At 61.5% G+C, this 17,110-nt stretch carries 18 protein-coding genes and 1 riboswitch; of the genes, 4 read left to right on the top strand and 14 right to left on the bottom strand.

Annotated elements, in window-relative coordinates:
- Positions 1 to 57: 57 nt before the first annotated feature.
- The 8 genes from H8S55_RS02075 to lspA form a co-directional block, all read right to left on the bottom strand.
- On the bottom strand, positions 58 to 1,347 hold the full coding sequence (locus tag H8S55_RS02075) for a TRAP transporter large permease (protein ID WP_186877598.1): 1,290 nt from the start codon (positions 1,345 to 1,347) through the stop codon (positions 58 to 60).
- Positions 1,347 to 1,874, bottom strand: a complete 528-nt coding sequence (locus H8S55_RS02070; RefSeq protein WP_186877597.1) for a TRAP transporter small permease — start codon at positions 1,872 to 1,874, stop codon at positions 1,347 to 1,349. Before H8S55_RS02070 ends, H8S55_RS02075 begins: the two co-directional genes overlap by 1 nt.
- Before the next feature lie 162 nt (positions 1,875 to 2,036).
- Positions 2,037 to 3,089, bottom strand: a complete 1,053-nt coding sequence (locus H8S55_RS02065; RefSeq protein WP_186877596.1) for a TRAP transporter substrate-binding protein — start codon at positions 3,087 to 3,089, stop codon at positions 2,037 to 2,039.
- Positions 3,090 to 3,158: 69 nt separating this feature from the next.
- Entirely contained in the window at positions 3,159 to 4,874 is a 1,716-nt protein-coding gene (gene ggt, locus H8S55_RS02060; protein ID WP_186877595.1) for a gamma-glutamyltransferase, read from the bottom strand.
- 120 nt (positions 4,875 to 4,994) lie between these two features.
- Positions 4,995 to 5,696: a GntR family transcriptional regulator gene (locus tag H8S55_RS02055; protein ID WP_186877594.1), complete on the bottom strand. Its 702-nt coding sequence runs from the start codon at positions 5,694 to 5,696 to the stop codon at positions 4,995 to 4,997.
- 283 nt (positions 5,697 to 5,979) lie between these two features.
- Positions 5,980 to 6,303, bottom strand: a complete 324-nt coding sequence (locus tag H8S55_RS02050) for a hypothetical protein (protein WP_186877593.1) — start codon at positions 6,301 to 6,303, stop codon at positions 5,980 to 5,982.
- Positions 6,304 to 6,543: 240 nt separating this feature from the next.
- Positions 6,544 to 7,452 carry an RluA family pseudouridine synthase gene (locus H8S55_RS02045; protein ID WP_186877592.1) on the bottom strand — a complete coding sequence of 303 codons (909 nt, stop codon included), beginning with the start codon at positions 7,450 to 7,452 and terminating at the stop codon, positions 6,544 to 6,546.
- Positions 7,427 to 7,915: a signal peptidase II gene (gene lspA / locus H8S55_RS02040; RefSeq protein WP_186877591.1), complete on the bottom strand. Its 489-nt coding sequence runs from the start codon at positions 7,913 to 7,915 to the stop codon at positions 7,427 to 7,429. The genes H8S55_RS02045 and lspA overlap by 26 nt, the downstream gene beginning before the upstream one ends.
- Positions 7,916 to 8,157: 242 nt before the next feature.
- Positions 8,158 to 8,272, top strand: a riboswitch (FMN riboswitch).
- A 173-nt stretch (positions 8,273 to 8,445) separates the two neighbouring features.
- Between lspA and ribD the strand changes: the two genes are divergently transcribed.
- From ribD to ribH, 4 genes are all read left to right on the top strand, one after another.
- Complete coding sequence (gene ribD, locus H8S55_RS02035) at positions 8,446 to 9,558, top strand: bifunctional diaminohydroxyphosphoribosylaminopyrimidine deaminase/5-amino-6-(5-phosphoribosylamino)uracil reductase RibD (protein ID WP_186877590.1); 1,113 nt, start codon at positions 8,446 to 8,448, stop codon at positions 9,556 to 9,558.
- Entirely contained in the window at positions 9,539 to 10,189 is a 651-nt protein-coding gene (locus H8S55_RS02030; RefSeq protein ID WP_186877589.1) for a riboflavin synthase, read from the top strand. Before ribD ends, H8S55_RS02030 begins: the two co-directional genes overlap by 20 nt.
- Before the next feature lie 63 nt (positions 10,190 to 10,252).
- Entirely contained in the window at positions 10,253 to 11,452 is a 1,200-nt protein-coding gene (locus tag H8S55_RS02025) for a bifunctional 3,4-dihydroxy-2-butanone-4-phosphate synthase/GTP cyclohydrolase II (RefSeq protein ID WP_186877588.1), read from the top strand.
- Between the two features lie 233 nt (positions 11,453 to 11,685).
- Positions 11,686 to 12,156: a 6,7-dimethyl-8-ribityllumazine synthase gene (gene ribH, locus H8S55_RS02020; protein ID WP_186877587.1), complete on the top strand. Its 471-nt coding sequence runs from the start codon at positions 11,686 to 11,688 to the stop codon at positions 12,154 to 12,156.
- A gap of 79 nt (positions 12,157 to 12,235) precedes the next feature.
- On the opposite strand, the gene H8S55_RS02015 is transcribed toward ribH, so the two are convergent.
- The 6 genes from H8S55_RS02015 to H8S55_RS01990 all read right to left on the bottom strand — a co-directional run bounded on the left by H8S55_RS02015 (position 12,236) and on the right by H8S55_RS01990 (position 17,102).
- Positions 12,236 to 12,670, bottom strand: coding sequence for an ACT domain-containing protein (locus tag H8S55_RS02015; RefSeq protein WP_186877586.1), 435 nt, complete (start codon positions 12,668 to 12,670; stop codon positions 12,236 to 12,238).
- Between the two features lie 18 nt (positions 12,671 to 12,688).
- Entirely contained in the window at positions 12,689 to 13,990 is a 1,302-nt protein-coding gene (locus H8S55_RS02010; protein ID WP_186877585.1) for a phenylacetate--CoA ligase family protein, read from the bottom strand.
- Positions 13,991 to 14,059: 69 nt separating this feature from the next.
- A complete protein-coding gene (crcB, locus tag H8S55_RS02005; RefSeq protein WP_186877584.1) occupies positions 14,060 to 14,422 on the bottom strand; it encodes a fluoride efflux transporter CrcB in 363 nt (120 codons plus the stop codon).
- Positions 14,422 to 14,994, bottom strand: a complete 573-nt coding sequence (locus H8S55_RS02000; RefSeq protein ID WP_147561915.1) for an indolepyruvate oxidoreductase subunit beta — start codon at positions 14,992 to 14,994, stop codon at positions 14,422 to 14,424. Before H8S55_RS02000 ends, crcB begins: the two co-directional genes overlap by 1 nt.
- A 3-nt stretch (positions 14,995 to 14,997) precedes the next feature.
- Positions 14,998 to 16,740: an indolepyruvate ferredoxin oxidoreductase subunit alpha gene (gene iorA / locus H8S55_RS01995; protein WP_186877583.1), complete on the bottom strand. Its 1,743-nt coding sequence runs from the start codon at positions 16,738 to 16,740 to the stop codon at positions 14,998 to 15,000.
- Between the two features lie 32 nt (positions 16,741 to 16,772).
- Entirely contained in the window at positions 16,773 to 17,102 is a 330-nt protein-coding gene (locus tag H8S55_RS01990) for a YerC/YecD family TrpR-related protein (RefSeq protein ID WP_147561911.1), read from the bottom strand.
- Positions 17,103 to 17,110 lie beyond the last annotated feature (8 nt).

The following is a 17,110-nucleotide window of genomic DNA, read 5'->3' as shown; positions in this document are numbered from 1 at the left end:
GCAGCAGCTCTTTTGCTTCAAAACAAGGAGTCTGGGCTTTTGGGATACCGGAGGACCTTACCCGGCGTAGCCCAGCAGTCTGGGGATGGTCAGGCTGACGGCGGGGATATAGGTGATGATCAGCAGGCCCAGCAGCAGCACCAGCAGGAAGGGGATGATCTTTTTGACCAGCTGAGCGAAGGGGATGTTGCCGATGCCGCAGGCCACGAACAGGTTGACACCCACAGGCGGGGTGATGAAGCCGATGGCCAGGTTGACCACCATGATCAGGCCGAAGTGGACGATGTCCACGCCGAAGTTGGCTACCACGGGGTACAGGATGGGGGCCAGGATGAGGATGGAGGAGTTGGTCTCCAGCAGGCAGCCACAGGCGAGGAGCAGCACGTTGATGATCATCAGCATGACGATCTTGTTGTCGGTGAGGCTGAGCATGGAGGTGGCGACCATGTCGGGGATCTGCTCCAGGGTGAGTACGCGGCCCAGGATGGTGCTGGTGCCCACGATGATGTTCACGGTGCCGTGGGTGCAGGCAGCGTCAGCAAACTTGGCGTACAGGGTCTTCAGGTTCAGTTCTTTGTAGATGAACAGGCCCACCAGCAGGGCATACACCACGGAGACCACGGCGGCCTCGGTGGGGGTGAAGATACCGCTGTAGATGCCGCCCAGGATGATAACGGGGGAGAGAATGGCCCAGAAAGCATCCTTGAAGTTGGCGGCCACCTTGGCCCAGCTGAACTGCTCGCCGTTGCCGGTGAAGCCGTGTTTCTTGCAGGAGAGCACGGCAGTGATGATGAGCAGCAGGCCCAGGATGATGCCGGGCATAAAGCCGCCCATGAACATGGTGGCGATGGAGGCGTTCACGGAAATGCCGTAGGAAACCATGGGGATGCTGGGGGGGATGATGACACCCAAACAGCCGGAGGCTGCCACCAGGGCCATGGCGAACTTCTTGTCATAGCCCTTTTCCACCATGGTGGGGACCATGATAGCGCCCACAGCGGCTGTAGTGGCAGGCCCGGAGCCGGAGATGGCACCGAAGAACATGCAGGTGATGACGGTGACGATGGCCAGACCGCCGGTGAGGTGGCCCACCAGAGAGTCAAAGAACAGCACCAGCCGCTTGGACAGGCCGCCGCCCTCCATCAGGGCCCCGGACAGGATGAAGAAGGGAATGGCCATCAGGGGGAAGGAGTCGCAGGAGGCGAACAGGCCGGAGGCGATGTATCCCATGTTCACCGACCCGGTGGCCAGGGCATAGGCCACCACGGACAGGCCGATGGAGAAGCCGATGGGCACCGAGGTAAACACGCACAGCAGGAACACGATAAGAATGATCATTGCACCCATCAGACAGCACCTCCCTCTGTACCCTTCGTGCCCTTGCACAGCTGACGATAGGACTTGATGTGGAACACAACGTTTTCAATGGAACGGAAGGCGCACAAAAGCATACCGAGCACAGGGCCGGCATACGCATAACCCATGTTGATTTTGGTGGCAGGGGCATACTGCACATAATCAAAGGCCACGTGCTGCAGTGTCTGCCAGCCGTAGAACGTCATGGCGGCGGCAAAGACCAGCACGCCTACGTCGCCGATCAGATTGAAGATCAGCTTTCCGGTGTCACCGCAGAGGATGGGGAAGATGTCCACCTTCTGGTGTGCCCGGCGGCGGGTGGCATAGGCCGCGCCCACATATACGGCATAGATGAAGAGATAACGTCCGATCTCCTCGGTCCAGGCCATGGGTATCGTCACATACACGCTGATGGCACGGATGATGATCTGGATGAAAATGACCAGCGTCATCGCTGCCAAGACGAACACGCAGATCATTTCTTCCAGGCGCTCGTCTAAAAATTTCAATAGTTTCATAGTACTTTTCCCCTATTACACAGATGCGAGTGCGAAAATTCGTTCGTGCGCCGCCCGGTGCGGATGGCACCCCAGCCGGGGTGCCATCCGCGGCCTGCGTACAGGGCCGGACGGGGGTGCGGGTCATACTTGTTTGGGAATGAGGGCAGAGAAGCGGGAAAATCAATAGTTGGCAATGTCGGCCATGATGGCATCCAGATCATACTGGGGATACTGGCCGCGGTACCAGTCGTACACGGGCTGGCAGGCGTCCTTAAAGGCGGCGCGCTGGTCGTCGGTGAGGATGGTGACATCCATGGTCTTCTTCATCTCGTCCAGATAGGAATCCAGCTTGTCAGCATAGTCCTGGCGCTCCTTGGCCACGGCCTCCTGAGCGGCCTGGACCACCACCTGCTGCAGGTCCTCGGGCAGGCTCTGATAGAAGGCCTCGGAGATAAAGATGACGGAGGTATCCTGGACGTGGCCCAGGTCGGTGTAATAGCCCTGGACCTCGTTGAACTTAGAGTCCATGGACAGGATCAGGCCGTTGTCCTGGCCATCCACGGCACCCTGCTGCAGCGCGCTGAACAGCTCGGAGAACTGCATGGAGACGGGGGCGGCGTTCAGGGCCTCGAAGGTCTTGATGTACACGTCAGAGGTCATCACGCGCAGCTTCAGGCCGGCGCAGTCGGCGGGAGTGGCCACGGCGTGCTTGGAGTTGGTCAGAGCGCGGGCATCGTTGTAGAAATAGCCCAGCACGCGGACGTTGGTGTCCTTCAGGAACTGGTCCTCAATGGCCTTCACGGTCTCGCCGTTGTCAAAGTAATCGAAGGACTGCTCCTTGCTGGAGAACAGGAAGGGCAGGGCGAAGGGGGTGTACAGGTCAGAGAACTGGGTGACGGAGGCGGAGGACACGTCGCCCATCTGCACGGTGCCATTAGGCTGCTGCATCTGCTGGAAGCAGTCGCTGAACGCGCCCAGCTTGTTGTTGTTGAACACGGTCATCTCAATGCGGCCGTTGCTGAGCTCTTTCATCCGGTCGGCCATATACTTGGCGTTGATGGCCTGGGGGTTGGAATCGGCAACGGTGTTGGCATAGGTGATCTTATAGACCTTGCCATCGCCGCTGCCACTGGAAGCAGCAGCGCTGTTGTCGCCGCCGGAAGTCTTGCCGCCGCAGGCGGCCAGGGACATGACCGTCACCAGGGACAGGGCCAAAGCGATGATTCTTTTCATTTTAAAACCTCCAATATAAATTTGTTTCTCTGCCGTTTATCAATCAGACCGAGCCCGCAGCCGGGCCGGTCAGATCTCCTGACTGACTCCCTCCAGAACGGCGCTGCCGTCTGGGAGAAGGGCACCGCCGCAGCCGTCTACCCGGCCGGTTCCGGCGGCGTAGTAATCGCCGTCCACTCTCATCACGCTGTTGAGCATGGTGCTCATGGCCTGGTCCACGGTGTTGCGCACCAGGTGGTGCCCCCGGGCCTCCAGCAGCTTGAGGGTGTCCTCGGAGATGCCGTATTCCACCTCAAGGCCCTGGGCGTTGGTGATCACGTGGATGTAAGGCAGGTTGACCAGCCGTTCGGGGGTCATGCCATAGTCCACCGCGTTCACGATGCCCTGCAGGGTGCCGGTGATGATGCGGGGCCCGCCCGCCGCGCCAATGGCCAGGAAGGGCCTGCCGTCCCGCAGGACCATGCAGGGGGACATGCTGGACAGGGGGGTCTTGCCGCCCTGGATGGCGTTGGCACTGCCATAGGTCAGCCCCTGACTGGTGAGGGCTCCCACCGCCGCGGAGAAGTCGGACATGGCGTTGTTCAGCACAAAGCCATAGCCGCCCACCACGATGCCGCAGCCGAACCAGTCCCGAACGGTCTGGGTCTGGGAGACGGCGTTGCCGAAGCGGTCCATCACCGCAAAGTGAGAGGTGTTGCCGGGATAGTCCTTGGCGGCGATGTTCTCCGCCGCGGCGTAATCCTGGGCCCGCGCCCCGCTCTGGGCAAAGCGCTGGGCGGCAAACGTCTTGGAGACCAGCCGGTCGGTGTCCACGTGGACAAAGTCCGGGTCGCCCAGGGCCTCGCTCCGGTCTGCAAAGCCCAGCTTGATGGCCTCGGCCAGGGCGTGCAGGCTGTCCGCCGTGTTGTGGCCCATGGCCTTCAGGTCGCTGTGCTCCAGGATGTTCAGCATTTCTACCACGGCGCAGCCGCCGCTGGGAGGGGCGAAGGCCACCACCTCGCAGTCGCGGTAGGCAGAGCGGACGGGCTGGCGGAATTTGGGGGTGTAGTTTGCCAGGTCGTCGGTGGTGAAGCAGCCGCCCCGCTGGTTGATGAGCTCCACCAGATCCTGGGCCACCTTGCCCCGATAGAAGTAGTCCGTACCCTGTTCGGCGATGTTTTTCAACAGAGTGGCCATCTCCGGGTTCTTCTGCACCTCGCCGAAGCGGTAATAGCTGCCATCCGGCTTGAGATACAGCTTGCGCATGGACTCAGACAGCTTGAGCTTGCGCTGGACGGAGTCGTCGTCCATGGTCAGCGCGCCGGTGAAGCTGGTGCCAAAGCCCTCCTCCGCCAGACGGATGGCGGGGGCCATCACCTGGGAGAGGGTCATGGTGCCGTATTTCTCCAGCATGACCTCCAGGGTTTTCAACAGGCCGGGAATGGCCACCGATTGTCCACCCAGGTCCTTCCACTCGTCCTGTACCACGCCGTCCTTCAGGAACAGGTCCTCTTTGGCGTTCTGGGGGGCCACGCCCCGGCCGTCTACCGAGTGGAACGCGTTGTCCTTGGCGCTGTAGATCAGGCTGAAACAGCCGCCGCCGATGCCGGAGTGGTGGGGCTCCACCACAGACAGGGCCAGGGATACGGCGGCGGAGGCATCAAAGGCGTTTCCGCCCTGCCGCAGGATCTCAAGTCCGGCCCGCGTGGCATAGATACTGTTGCTGCTCACCGCGCCATAGGGGCCGTGAGCGACCGGGCGGCCCCAGTGGGACGGCCACATGTACTGATCTTTCTGTTCTGCCATAGCGTTCACCTCTAAAACATCCACCGGTTTCCGGGTGGAAGTGTGTTTTGTTTCACGATATGAAATATGTAATATATTACACATCACAGGTAAAAAGCCGTCTGGCTGGGGACGGCTATTTTACGGCTTCTTGGTCCAATAGTTGCCTAAGGTACGGCGGTATGCATTTTCAAGATGAGAGGCGGCGGCCTGCCGGGCCTGTTGAGCGTTCCGGTTTTTTACCGCCTCGTACAGGGCCTGGTGCTCATCCACAATGGACTGGGCAAAGGTCTGGCTTTGATAGACGGTGAGGGTCTCGAACCGGAGATAGTGGTTGAGCACATCGTCCAGTGTGTTGTAAAGCAGGGCGTTGTGGGCCGCCTTGGCCACAGAGCGGTGGAACTGGTGGTCGATGCGGTAATTCTGGATGATGTTGTCGGTGCTGTGATGGCGCTGATTGGCCTCCAGACATTCCCTGATATAGTCAAGGTCGCTCTTGGTGGCCCGCTGGGCGGCAAGCTCAGCACCGGCCATCTCCAGATAGATGCGCATTTCCAATATATCGTGGATGGCCTGGTCGTCCAGGGAGACGATCTGGATACCCTTACCCCGGCAGAACCGGATGTAATTCTCCTTCTGCAGCTCCAGCAGGGCCTCTCGCACCGGGGTACGGCTGATGCCCAGCTCCTGACAGATGGCCTCCTGGGAGTAGATGGTGTCGGCCTGAAAGCGCTGATAGAGAATGGCCTCTTTGATCAGGCGATAGGCCTGCTCTTTATAGGTGGGTGTTTTGATCTGCCCGTGCCCGGAAAAGATCCCAGCGACAGAATTATTCTCGGACATGGTGAAAGCCTCTCGTTCCGATTGTATTTCGTATGTAATATATTTCTACTACCACGCTAAAGTATAAACGCTTTTGTCCGGCAATGCAATAGCGCCATCCACGAAAATTCTAACAAAATATGAATAGCAAAAATAGATATATTGCCGAATGCACCGGGGAAGGGGGGCGGCCCATCCTGTCATATCTCTATGCCGGCCCATAAAGAATATGCCAAGAAAAAACCCGGCCCCCGGCTCAGGGCCGGAGACCGGGGAAAGGGGCGAAATAAAAGAACAGATCCCGTCAGAACGGGCAGAACCCCCAGGCCACCAGCGGGATGACCAGGGCGGAGATGAACAGGAACACGCCGCTGGTAAAGCCGTCCTGCCCCGTGTGACCGGCATAGCCAAAGCGGAACCAGCGGGCCGTCAGGGCAGAGACATCGGGCAGCAGGTCGTGGTTCTTCAGCCACAGATACACCTGACACAGGAAGGTGTGGACCGTCCAGACCACCAGGGCTATATAGATCGCCACCTCCACAGGGATCGCCAAGGCTTGACGGCTTTTTAAAAGACCCCGGACGGCGATGAGCACCACCGGGAAAATACGCCAAAGAAAGGTCTTCATGTGTGCGCTCCTCTCCTCTCTGCGCCGCACCGGGCGCTTGCTCATCGATTTACGGAATTGCCACTCTCTATTTTTAGTATAGCAGGCAAAACGGAATTGTCAATAATATATCAAGAAAGTTTTTAAGATATAAATTTTTCGTTAAAACTGACGGAGGCCGTATAAAAGAAAATACCCGCTCTCCCAAAGAGAGCGGGTAAAAGGGCCTGAATCGGAAAACCGGGGGCCGGGGGCGCAGCTTCAGCGGTCAACTTGCCGCAGCACCCGCCGGAACCAGTCGGGCAAGGGACACTCCAGCTCCACCAGTTTGCCCGTGGATGGGTGGACAAATTTCAGCCGACGGGCGTGGAGACACTGCCCCGCCAGGCCGGGCCAGGGCTTTTTGCTGCCGTACACCGTGTCCCCCAGCAGGGGGTGGCCGACGGAGGCCATATGGACCCGGATCTGGTGGGTGCGGCCCGTCTCCAGGCGGCACTCCACATGGGTGCCCAGGGCATAGCGGGCCAGCACAGACCAGTGGGTCACGGCGGGGCGGCCATTCTTCCAGTCCACCGCCATGCGCTTGCGGTCCACCGGGTGGCGGCCGATGGGGGCGTTCACCGTGCCGCTGTCCTCTTTCAGGCCGCCCACCGTCACCGCCTCATACACCCGGGCCAGGGAGTGGTCCTGCAGCTGGGCGGCCAGGGCCAGGTGGGCCCGGTCGTTTTTGGCGGCGATGATGAGACCGGAGGTGTCCCGGTCGATGCGGTGGACAATACCCGGGCGGATGGCCCCGTTGATGCCGGACAGGGAGCTGCCGCAGTGGTAGAGCAGGGCGTTGACCAAAGTGCCGTCCGGGTGGCCGGGGGCGGGGTGGACCACCAGACCCACCGGCTTGTTCACCACGATCACGTCGTCGTCCTCGAACACCACGTCCAGGGGGATGTCCTGGGGCTGCACGTCGATGGGCTCCGGGTCGGGCAGGGTGAAGACCACCTGGTCCCCGGGATTGGTTTTATAGTTTTTCTTCACCGCTGCGCCGTTTACGGTGACGGCCCCCTCCTCCAGCAGACGCTGGGCGGCGGAGCGGGTCAGGTCGGGGACGGTGCGGGCCAGAAAGGCGTCCGCCCGCTCTCCGGCCCGGTCAGCGATCAGCGTCTGCGGTCCCATGGGGCACCTCCTTGTGCTCCAGCTTGTCGGCCAGCAGCAGATAATAGGCCGCGGCGGCAATGCCGCCCGCCACCACGCAGATGTCGGCCACGTTGAACACGGCAAAGTTCATAAACAGCAGCTGGAACATGTCCACCACAAAGCCCCGCAGGGTCCGGTCGATGAGATTGCCCACCGCCCCGGCCAGCAGCAGCGCAAGGGTCACCTTGCCCAAGGGGTGGGTAAAGAAATTTTTCCACAGGGCAACGGCCAGCACCACCGACATGATCAGAGAGATGAGGGCCAAGATCCAGGTGTGCTGGGAGAACATAGAGAAGGCGGCCCCGGTGTTCTGCACATAGGTCAGGCAGGCGATGTGGGGCAAAAAGGGCACATATCCACCCAGGGGGATATAGGTCAGGACAAGATATTTCACCACCTGGTCCAGGATCACCAGGACCAGGGCGAGCAGGGCATAGGGCATGGGCAGGTTCCTCCAAAATCTTAACTTTACCCGATTATATCATATCCGGCCATGGGGCAAAAGGTTTTCTGCGAAAATTTTTTCAGCGGTCCAACGGGTCGAAAAACGTCTAAAATGAAAAAATTTCAGGAAGAAATATTGGACGGATAGGCCAAATTTGACGGCAGCATCCTAAACAGGAAAGAAAAGCCCTCTTGACAGGGACAAGCTCCCTGTGTATACTGACGGCAGAAAAAGAAAATATCAGTCTTCAGGGCGGGGTGCAATTCCCCACCGGTGGTACAGCCCACGAGCCGTAAGGCATGATTCGGTGAGATTCCGAAGCCGACAGTATAGTCTGGATGAAAGAAGATTTCGTATGGCAGGATAGACCCGGTCTATCCCGGTTTCGGCGACCTTGGCTCTGGAATTTGTATTCCAGAGCTTTTTTGTTGCCGCCCGGCGAGGACCGTGGGCGCTTGTCGGCAGTTCCCCGCCCTGGACTTGATCGGTCCGGGGCATTTTTCGTCCCCGAAGGGAGCGCAGCAAGCATGACGGAAACAGATAAGCGATATATGGCCCTGGCCCTAAAGCTGGCGGAACAGGGGGCCGGATGGACCAGCCCAAACCCCATGGTGGGGGCTGTCATCGTAAAGGACGATCAGATCATCGGTCAGGGATATCACGCCCGATGCGGCGACCTCCACGCTGAGCGTGCCGCACTGAAAAACTGTACCGCCGACCCGGCGGGAGCCACGCTGTACGTCACGCTGGAGCCCTGCTGCCACCAGGGCCGCCAGCCCCCCTGCACCGAAGCCATCTTAAAGGCGGGCATCGCCCGGGTGGTGGTGGGGTCCCCCGATCCCAACCCCCTGGTGGCCGGGAAGGGGAACCGCCTGCTGCGGGAACACGGCGTTCAGGTGGAGGAGCATGTGCTGCAGGCCCAGTGCGACCGGCTCAACCGGGCCTTTCTCAAGTATATCAGCACCGGGCGGCCCTATGTGGTGATGAAGTACGCCATGACGATGGACGGGAAGATCGCCGCCCACACCGGAGCCTCCCAATGGGTCACCGGAGAGGAGGCCCGGCAGCACGTCCAGACCCTGCGCCACCGCCACCGGGCGATCATGGCCGGGGTGGGCACGGTGATCGCCGACGACCCCAGGCTCACCTGCCGTCTGCCGGGAGGGCGTGACCCCATCCGGGTGGTCTGTGACACCCATCTGCGCACCCCCCTCACCGCCCAGGTGGTGACCACCGCCGGGCAGACCCCCACCTGGATCGCCACCTGCTGCGCCGACCCGGAGCGCCTGGCCCCCTATGAGCGGGCGGGCTGCCGAATGCTGGTGCTGCCGGAGCGGGACGGACATGTAGACTTAAACGCCCTGATGGACTGCCTGGGGAAGCAGGAGATCGACTCCGTCCTGCTGGAGGGGGGAGGCACCCTGAACTGGTCGGCTCTGGACCAGGGGGTGGTGGATGCCGTGATGGCCTATGTGGCCCCCAAGCTCTTTGGCGGGCGGACGGCCAAGACCCCGGTGGAGGGCCGGGGCGTGGACGCCCCTGCGGCGGCCTTCCCTTTGAAAAACACTGTGATCACCCAGATCGGGGCGGACTTTTTGCTGGAGAGCGAGGTGGACCGGGATGTTTACCGGCATCATTGAGGAACTGGGCACCGTAGAGCGGGTGACCCGGGGCCGGGTCTCCGCCATACTTGCCATCCGGGCGGAGGCAATTTTAAGCGATTTGAAGATCGGCGACAGCGTGGCGGTAAACGGGGTGTGCCTGACAGCCACCAGCCTCACCGGTCACGGCTTCACCGCCGACGTGATGCACGAGACCCTGGACCGCTCCTCTCTGGCGGGGCTGGGCCCGGGCAGCCCGGTGAATCTGGAGCGGGCCATGGCGGCAGACGGCCGCTTCGGCGGGCACATCGTGGCCGGGCATGTGGACGGCGTGGGCACCATCACCGCCATCGAACAGGACGACAACGCCATTTGGTTTACCATAACGGCACCGGAGCAGGTGCTGCGCTATGTGGTGGAGAAGGGCTCCATCGCCATCGACGGCATCAGCCTGACGGTGGCCCGGGTGGAGCCGGACCGGTTCGCCGTCTCCGTCATCCCCCACACCGCCGCCGTCACCCTGCTGGGCCGGCGCCGGGTAGGCGACCGGGTGAATCTGGAGAGCGATATCATTGGCAAATATGTGGAGCGGCTGCTTCGTCCCACCCCGGAGCTCAAAACCAAAGAGAGCAAATTGACCATGGAATTTCTGTCGAAACACGGATTTTAAACAAAAATCCCTCAGCCATCCCCCTTTCATGGGGACGGCGAGGAGAATCGGAGGATTTGAATTATGAGTCAGTTCAACACAGTGGAGGAGGCCCTGGCCGACCTGCGGGCGGGCAAGATCATTCTGGTCACCGACGACCCGGACCGGGAGAACGAGGGCGACTTTATCTGTGCGGCCCAGTTTGCCACCACGGAAAATATCAACTTTATGGCCACCCACGGCAAGGGCCTGATCTGTATGCCCATGTCTGCGGAGTTTGTGGAGAAGCTGCAGATCCCCCAGATGGTCTCCAAAAACACGGACAACCACGAGACGGCCTTTACCGTGTCCATCGACGCCGCCAACACCACCACCGGCATCTCCGCCGCCGAGCGGTCCGTGACCGCCATGGCCTGTGTGGCCGAGGATGCCAAGCCGTCGGACTTCCGCCGCCCCGGGCACATGTTCCCCTTGCTGGCCAAGCCCAACGGCGTGCTGGAGCGGGAGGGCCACACCGAGGCCACCGTGGACCTGTGTCGTCTGGCGGGGCTGAAGGCCTGCGGACTGTGCTGCGAGATCATGCGGGAGGACGGCACCATGATGCGCACCCCCGAGCTGATGGAGCTGGCAAAGCGCTTTGGCCTGACCTTTATCACCATCAAGGACCTGCAGGAATATCGCAAGTGCCACGAGAAACTGGTGGACCAGGAGGCCGCCGTCCACATGCCCACCAAGTACGGGGACTTTACCGCCTATGGCTATGTGAACCGCCTGAACGGCGAGCATCATGTGGCCCTGGTGAAGGGGGACATCGGCGACGGAGAGGACGTGCTGTGCCGGGTCCATTCCGAGTGTCTCACCGGCGACACCTTCGGCTCCCTGCGCTGCGACTGCGGCCAGCAGCTGGCCGCCGCCATGAGCCAGATCGAGAAAGAGGGCCGGGGCATCCTGCTGTATATGCGCCAGGAGGGCCGGGGCATCGGCCTGATCAACAAGCTGAAGGCCTATGCCCTGCAGGAGCAGGGGATGGACACCCTGGAGGCCAACCTGGCCCTGGGCTTTGCCGCCGACCAGCGGGAGTATTATATCGGGGCCCAGATCCTGCGGGACCTGGGGGTGAAGAGCATGCGCCTTTTGACCAACAACCCGGACAAGCTGTATCAGCTGGCTGAGTTCGGCATGCACATCAACAGCCGGGTGCCCATCCAGATGGACGCCAACACCCACGACCTGTTCTATCTGCGCACCAAGCAGAAGCGGATGGGCCATCTGGTGAATTATTGATCCTACGCTGTCATTGCGAGGAGCGAAGCGACGTGGCAATCCGTCCCCACGTTGGCGCAGAGAGCGGATTGCCGCGTCACCCCTTTGGGGTTCCTCGCAATGACAAATTGAAAGATAGAAAACAGTAACAGTAGGGGCGGATATCATCCGCCCGCATAACCGAATGTATCAACGCCGGGCGGATGAGGACATCCGCCCCTACAGAAAAGAAAAATCTGGAGAGGAAGATCGATATGACAAAGACATTTGAAGGAAAGTTAGTCGCCCACGGCATGAAGGTGGGCATTGTGGCCGCCCGGTTCAACGAGTTCATCACCAGTAAGCTGCTGTCCGGGGCCATGGACGGCCTGCTGCGCCACGAGGTGCGGGAGGAGGACATCCATGTGGCTTGGGTGCCCGGGGCCTTTGAGATCCCCGTCATCGCCGCCAAAATGGCCCGCAGCGGCAAGTATGATGCCGTGATCTGCCTGGGCGCGGTGATCCGGGGCAGCACCAGCCACTATGACTATGTGTGCAGCGAGGTGTCCAAGGGCGTGGCCTCCGTCTCTCTGGAGACGGGAGTACCCGTGATGTTCGGCGTGCTGACCACCGAGAATATCGAGCAGGCCATCGAGCGCGCCGGGACCAAGGCGGGCAACAAGGGCTATGACTGCGCCCTGGGTGCCGTGGAGATGGTGAACCTGATCCGGGAGATCGACGCCTGATAACAGCAAAAGATAAAAAATATCCACAGGACCGGCCGGCCCTGTGGATATTTTTTGCGAATCTGGCTTGAGAGTCGGCTTACAGCCCGTCCATCTCGTCCTGGTCCACCACACGGATCCCGTGTTTGTGCAGAGCGGACTCGGCGGAGGCGGGGTCCTCCACCCGGAAGATCATATAGGCGTGGTCCACGTCCTTGCCGCCCAAAAAGGCGTACATGTATTCCACGTTCACCCCGGCCCCGGACAGGACCCGCAGCACCTGGTCCAGACCGCCGGGGGTATCGGGGATGGCGGCCCCCACCACGGGGGTGACGGAGTGGACATAGCCCGCGTCCTTCAGTGCGGTGGTGGCCTCGTACACCTTGTCCACGATGATTCGGACGATGCCGAAATCCTTGGTCTCGGCCAGAGACAGGGCCCGCATATCCACGCCCTGTTCGGCCAGCACCTGGGTCATGGCGCTCAAGGCACCGGGCTTATTCTCCACAAAGACAGAAATCTGTTTGATGCTCATCCTGATCTCCTCCTCGTTTTAAATCTTACGGTTGTCGATGACACGCACCGCCTTGCCCTCGCTGCGGACGATGGACTTGGGGGCCACCAGAGTGACCTTGGCGGCCAGGCCCAGCATGGCGCGCAGGCCGTCCACCAGCTGCTTCTGGCGGCGCTCGATCTCGCCCACGTTGTCGGTGAACATCTCGGGGGTCATCTCCACATGCACGTCCAGGGTGTCAGTGGATTTCACCCGGCCCACGATGATCTGATAGTTTGCGGGGTAGCCGTGGTTGAGCAGCACCGTCTCGATCTGAGAGGGGAACACGTTCACGCCCCGGATGATGAGCATATCATCAGAGCGGCCCATGGGCTTGCACATCTTCACCAGGGTGCGGCCGCAGGAGCACTTCTCCCGCTTGAGGATGCAGATATCCCGGGTGCGGTAGCGCAGCAGGGGGAAGGCCTCCTTGTCGATGGAGGTGAACACCAGCTCGCCCTTGCTCCCCTCGGGCAGCACCTCGCCGGTATCGGGGTCGATGATCTCGGCGATGAAGTGGTCCTCGTTGATGTGCATCCCGCTCTGAGCGGAGCACTCAAAGGCCACGCCGGGACCGGACAGCTCGGTGAGTCCGTAGATGTCATAGGCCTTGATGCCCATCGTATTCTGGATGTCCTGGCGCATCTCCTCGCTCCACGCCTCCGCACCGAAGATGCCCGCCTTCAGGGGGATCTGGTCGGGGGTCATGCCCATCTCGTGCATACTCTCGCCCAGATAGGCGGCGTAGGAGGGGGTGCAGCACAGGATGGTGGTCCCCAGGTCACGGATGAACTGGATCTGACGGTCGGTGTTGCCCGAGGAGATGGGCACGGTGAGGCAGCCCACCCGCCTGGACCCCTGGTCCAGGCCGATGCCGCCGGTGAACATCCCGTAGCCATAGGCGATCTGACACACGTCCTCCTCGCTGCCGCCCACGGCGGTGATGGCACGGGCGCAGCAGTCGGTCCACAGGTCGATGTCGTGCTGGGTGTAAAAGGCCATGACCCGCTTTCCGGTGGTGCCGGAGGTGGCGTGGACACGCACGCATTTGGAGCGGGGCACCGCCACCAGTCCGTCGGGATAGTTGTCCCGCAGGTCGGCCTTGGAGGTGAAGGGCAGCTTATACAGGTCGGCGGAGGACTGGATGTCCTCGGGAGTCACGCCCTTTTCCTCCATCTTCTTGCGGTAGGACGGGACATTGTCCCACACATGGCGCACCTGCTTGACCAGACGCTCGTCCTGCCAGGCTTTGAGCTGTTCCCGAGAGGCGCACTCGATCTCGGGCTGGAAATATCTCTCCATGGGTATCATCCTTTCTTCGCTTGTGCGTTCTGTTTTGCAGCCGGGCCGCCCCGAAGGGCTCAATGCGGCTTATACGCCCCGGCGGCTGAGCCACTGTCCGGCCAGCACCCCCGCTAGACACAGTCCGGCGCTCAGTGCCATATAGGCCAGGGCCAGTCCGGTCCTGCCCCGCTGCAGCAGGGTCACGCTCTCCAGGGAAAAGGTAGAAAAAGTGGTAAAGCCGCCGCACACGCCGGTCTTCCAGAACAGGGTCCAGCCGGAGGAGAGGCGCTCCCGGCCCGCCAGTCCGGCCACAAAGCCGATGAGGACGGCTCCGATCAAATTGGTCAGCAGGGTGAGCAGAGGAAATGCGCTGCGGCAGGGCAGCAGACTAAGACCATAGCGGCCCACCGCCCCCACTGCGCCGCCCAACCCCACAAGCAGGGCGTTCATCAGGCGTTCTTGCCCAGCTGGAAGGCCTTCTTGTTCAGCTCCAGGAATTTGGCGGGGACCATGGCCTCCAAAGACTTCTGCCAGGCCTCCTCGGGCAGGTCGAAATAGTGGGACAGGCGGCCCATCAGCACGATGTTCACCGCCTTGGCGGAACCGGCCTGCTCGGCCAGGGCCAGACAGTCCAGGGCGTCCACCTTGGCCCCGGTGGCCTTCATCTTGGCCACCAGGTCCTGGGGGTATGCCGCCGCGCCGGTGATGACGGGCATGGGGTCGATCTGCTGGGTGGAGGTGACGATCTGCCCGTCGGGCTTGAGGAAGCCCAGCCAGCGGGCGGCCTCCAGCAGCTCGAAGGAGACGATAAAGTCCGCCTCGCCCTTGTCGATGATGGGGGAGGCCACCTTGTCGCCATAGCGCACATAGGTGACCACGCTGCCGCCCCGCTGGGACATGCCGTGTACCTCGGACACCTTCACGTCATAGCCCTGCTCCATCAGCAGGTGGCCCAGCAGCTTGCTGGCCAGCAGGCTGCCCTGGCCGCCCACGCCAACGATCATAATATTCTTGGTTTCCATTGCTCAGCCCTCCTTTTTGGTGCTGTGGAAGGCTTTCACGCCGCACAGCTGCTCACACACGCCGCAGCCCACACACAGGGTGTTGTCCACGTGGGCCTTGCCCTGTCGAATGGAGATGGCGGGACAGCCGATCTTCATGCAGTTCTTGCAGCCCACGCACTTGTCCGTGTCCACCGCCAGGGGGGCGCTGTGCTTGACATATTTCAGCAGGGCGCAGGGGCGGCGGGAGATGATGACCGAGGGCTCGTCGGCGGAGAGCTCCTCCTTCACGGCCTGGTCGCAGGCCTTCAGGTCATAGGGGTCCACCACCCGAACCCGGTTGAAGCCCATGGCCCGGCACAGGGCCTCCAGGTCGATCTTCCCGGCGGGGTCGCCCTTGATGTTATAGCCGGTGGTGGGGTTCTGCTGGTGGCCGGTCATGCCGGTGATGGAGTTGTCCAGGATGATGACGGTGGAGTTGGACTGGTTATAGGCGATGTTGGCAAGGCCCGTCATGCCGGAGTGCATAAAGGTGGAGTCGCCGATGACGGCCACCGTCTTGCCCTGGCTCTGCTCCCCCAGGGCCTTGTTAAAGCCGTGGATGGCGGAAATGGAAGCGCCCATGCACAGGGTCATATCCATGGCGGCCAGGGGGGCCACTGCGCCCAGGGTATAGCAGCCGATGTCGCCCAGAACGGTACACTGATTCTTGCTCAGGGTGTAGAACAGGCCCCGGTGGGGACAGCCGGCGCACATGACGGGGGGACGGTTGGGGATGACCTCGTCCAGGCCTGCGCCGGTATGTACCTGCCCGCCCAGTCTGGCGGCGATCAGGTTCTGGGAGAACTCGCCCTCCATGGGCAGCACGTCCTTGCCGGACACCTCCAGCCCCAGGGCACGGCAGTGGTTCTCAATGATGGGGTCCAGCTCCTCCACCACCACCAGTTGATCCACCTTTGCGGCGAAGTCCCGGAGGAGCTTGACGGGCAGGGGGTTGGCCATGCCCAGCTTCAGCACGGAGACGGAGTCGCCAAAGACCTCCTTCACATACTGATAGGAGGTGGAGGAGGTGATGATGCCCATCTTGGTGCCGCCCATCTCCACCCGGTTGATGGGGGCGGTCTCCGCCCACTCCTGCAGCTTGCGGGTGCGCTCCTCCACAAAGGGGTGGCGGCGGATGGCGTTGCCCGGCATCATGACATATTTGGCGAGGTTCTTCTCATAGGGGATGCAGGGCCGCTCTTCCCGCACTCCCAGCTCCACCAGGGACTGGGAGTGGGACACCCGGGTACACATCTTCAGCAGCACCGGGGTGTCGAACTGCTCAGACAGGTCGTAGGCCAGCTTGGCAAACTCCAGGGCCTCGGCGGAGTCAGAGGGCTCCAGCATGGGGACCTTGGCGGCGATGGCGTGGTGGCGGGAGTCCTGCTCGTTCTGAGAGGAGTGCATCCCCGCGTCGTCAGCCACGCCGATGACCACGCCGCCGTTCACGCCGGTGTAGGACATGGTGAACAGGGGATCGGCGGCCACGTTCAGGCCCACATGCTTCATGCCGCAGAAGGACCGCTTTCCCGCCAGGCTGGCACCAAAGGCCACCTCCATGGCCACCTTCTCGTTGGGGGCCCACTCGCAGTAGATTTCGGGGAACTTCACGGCCTCCTCGGTGATCTCGGTGCTGGGGGTGCCGGGATAGCTGGAGATCACGCAGCATCCCGCCTCATACAGCCCACGGGCAACGGCGGCGTTGCCCAACATCAGTTGTTTCATACTTAGCTCCCTGCTTTCTCTTTATCTTCTCATTATTCGGGTTTCTTAGCTTCAGACTCATCCCGCTGGCCCAGGCCCTCCCGGCGGATGACCGTCTCCATCACGCCCCCTGCGCCGTTGTCCAGCATTGACCGCCGGACCCGACTGATGGTGGCACTGCTGGCCCCCGTCTTGTCCAGAATGTCCAGATAGACCAGTCCCTGCTGGAGATACACCGCCACATCAAAGCGCTGCTCCATAGAGCGCAGCTCTGTGGGGGTACACAGGTCGTCGAAGAACTTGCAGCACTCGTCCAGGTCCTTTAATTTCAGGATGGTCTCGTAAAGCGCCAGACTGCGCTGCCGGTGTTCTGTTTTCGCCATAACGCTGC

This window comes from Flintibacter faecis (assembly GCF_014287875.1).
In the GTDB taxonomy this organism is placed as follows: Bacteria; Bacillota; Clostridia; order Oscillospirales; family Oscillospiraceae; genus Lawsonibacter; species Lawsonibacter faecis_A.
The sequence above is the reverse complement of the archived record's forward strand: the minus strand, read 5'-3'. Positions and strand labels throughout refer to the sequence as shown.

Bases quoted from the DNA above. Each gene is read 5' to 3' on its own strand.
- H8S55_RS02030 (WP_186877589.1), top strand. From the start codon at position 9,539: ATGTTTACCGGCATCATTGAGGAACTGGGCACCGTAGAGCGGGTGACC.
- H8S55_RS02055 (WP_186877594.1), bottom strand. From the start codon at position 5,696: ATGTCCGAGAATAATTCTGTCGCTGGGATCTTTTCCGGGCACGGGCAG.
- H8S55_RS02050 (WP_186877593.1), bottom strand. From the start codon at position 6,303: ATGAAGACCTTTCTTTGGCGTATTTTCCCGGTGGTGCTCATCGCCGTC.
- crcB (WP_186877584.1), bottom strand. From the start codon at position 14,422: ATGAACGCCCTGCTTGTGGGGTTGGGCGGCGCAGTGGGGGCGGTGGGC.
- H8S55_RS02025 (WP_186877588.1), top strand. From the start codon at position 10,253: ATGAGTCAGTTCAACACAGTGGAGGAGGCCCTGGCCGACCTGCGGGCG.
- H8S55_RS02045 (WP_186877592.1), bottom strand. From the start codon at position 7,452: ATGGGACCGCAGACGCTGATCGCTGACCGGGCCGGAGAGCGGGCGGAC.
- lspA (WP_186877591.1), bottom strand. From the start codon at position 7,915: ATGCCCTATGCCCTGCTCGCCCTGGTCCTGGTGATCCTGGACCAGGTG.
- H8S55_RS02065 (WP_186877596.1), bottom strand. From the start codon at position 3,089: ATGAAAAGAATCATCGCTTTGGCCCTGTCCCTGGTGACGGTCATGTCC.
- H8S55_RS02010 (WP_186877585.1), bottom strand. From the start codon at position 13,990: ATGGAGAGATATTTCCAGCCCGAGATCGAGTGCGCCTCTCGGGAACAG.
- H8S55_RS01990 (WP_147561911.1), bottom strand. From the start codon at position 17,102: ATGGCGAAAACAGAACACCGGCAGCGCAGTCTGGCGCTTTACGAGACC.
- H8S55_RS02075 (WP_186877598.1), bottom strand. From the start codon at position 1,347: ATGGGTGCAATGATCATTCTTATCGTGTTCCTGCTGTGCGTGTTTACC.
- H8S55_RS02000 (WP_147561915.1), bottom strand. From the start codon at position 14,994: ATGGAAACCAAGAATATTATGATCGTTGGCGTGGGCGGCCAGGGCAGC.
- ribD (WP_186877590.1), top strand. From the start codon at position 8,446: ATGACGGAAACAGATAAGCGATATATGGCCCTGGCCCTAAAGCTGGCG.
- ggt (WP_186877595.1), bottom strand. From the start codon at position 4,874: ATGGCAGAACAGAAAGATCAGTACATGTGGCCGTCCCACTGGGGCCGC.
- H8S55_RS02015 (WP_186877586.1), bottom strand. From the start codon at position 12,670: ATGAGCATCAAACAGATTTCTGTCTTTGTGGAGAATAAGCCCGGTGCC.
- ribH (WP_186877587.1), top strand. From the start codon at position 11,686: ATGACAAAGACATTTGAAGGAAAGTTAGTCGCCCACGGCATGAAGGTG.
- H8S55_RS02070 (WP_186877597.1), bottom strand. From the start codon at position 1,874: ATGAAACTATTGAAATTTTTAGACGAGCGCCTGGAAGAAATGATCTGC.
- iorA (WP_186877583.1), bottom strand. From the start codon at position 16,740: ATGAAACAACTGATGTTGGGCAACGCCGCCGTTGCCCGTGGGCTGTAT.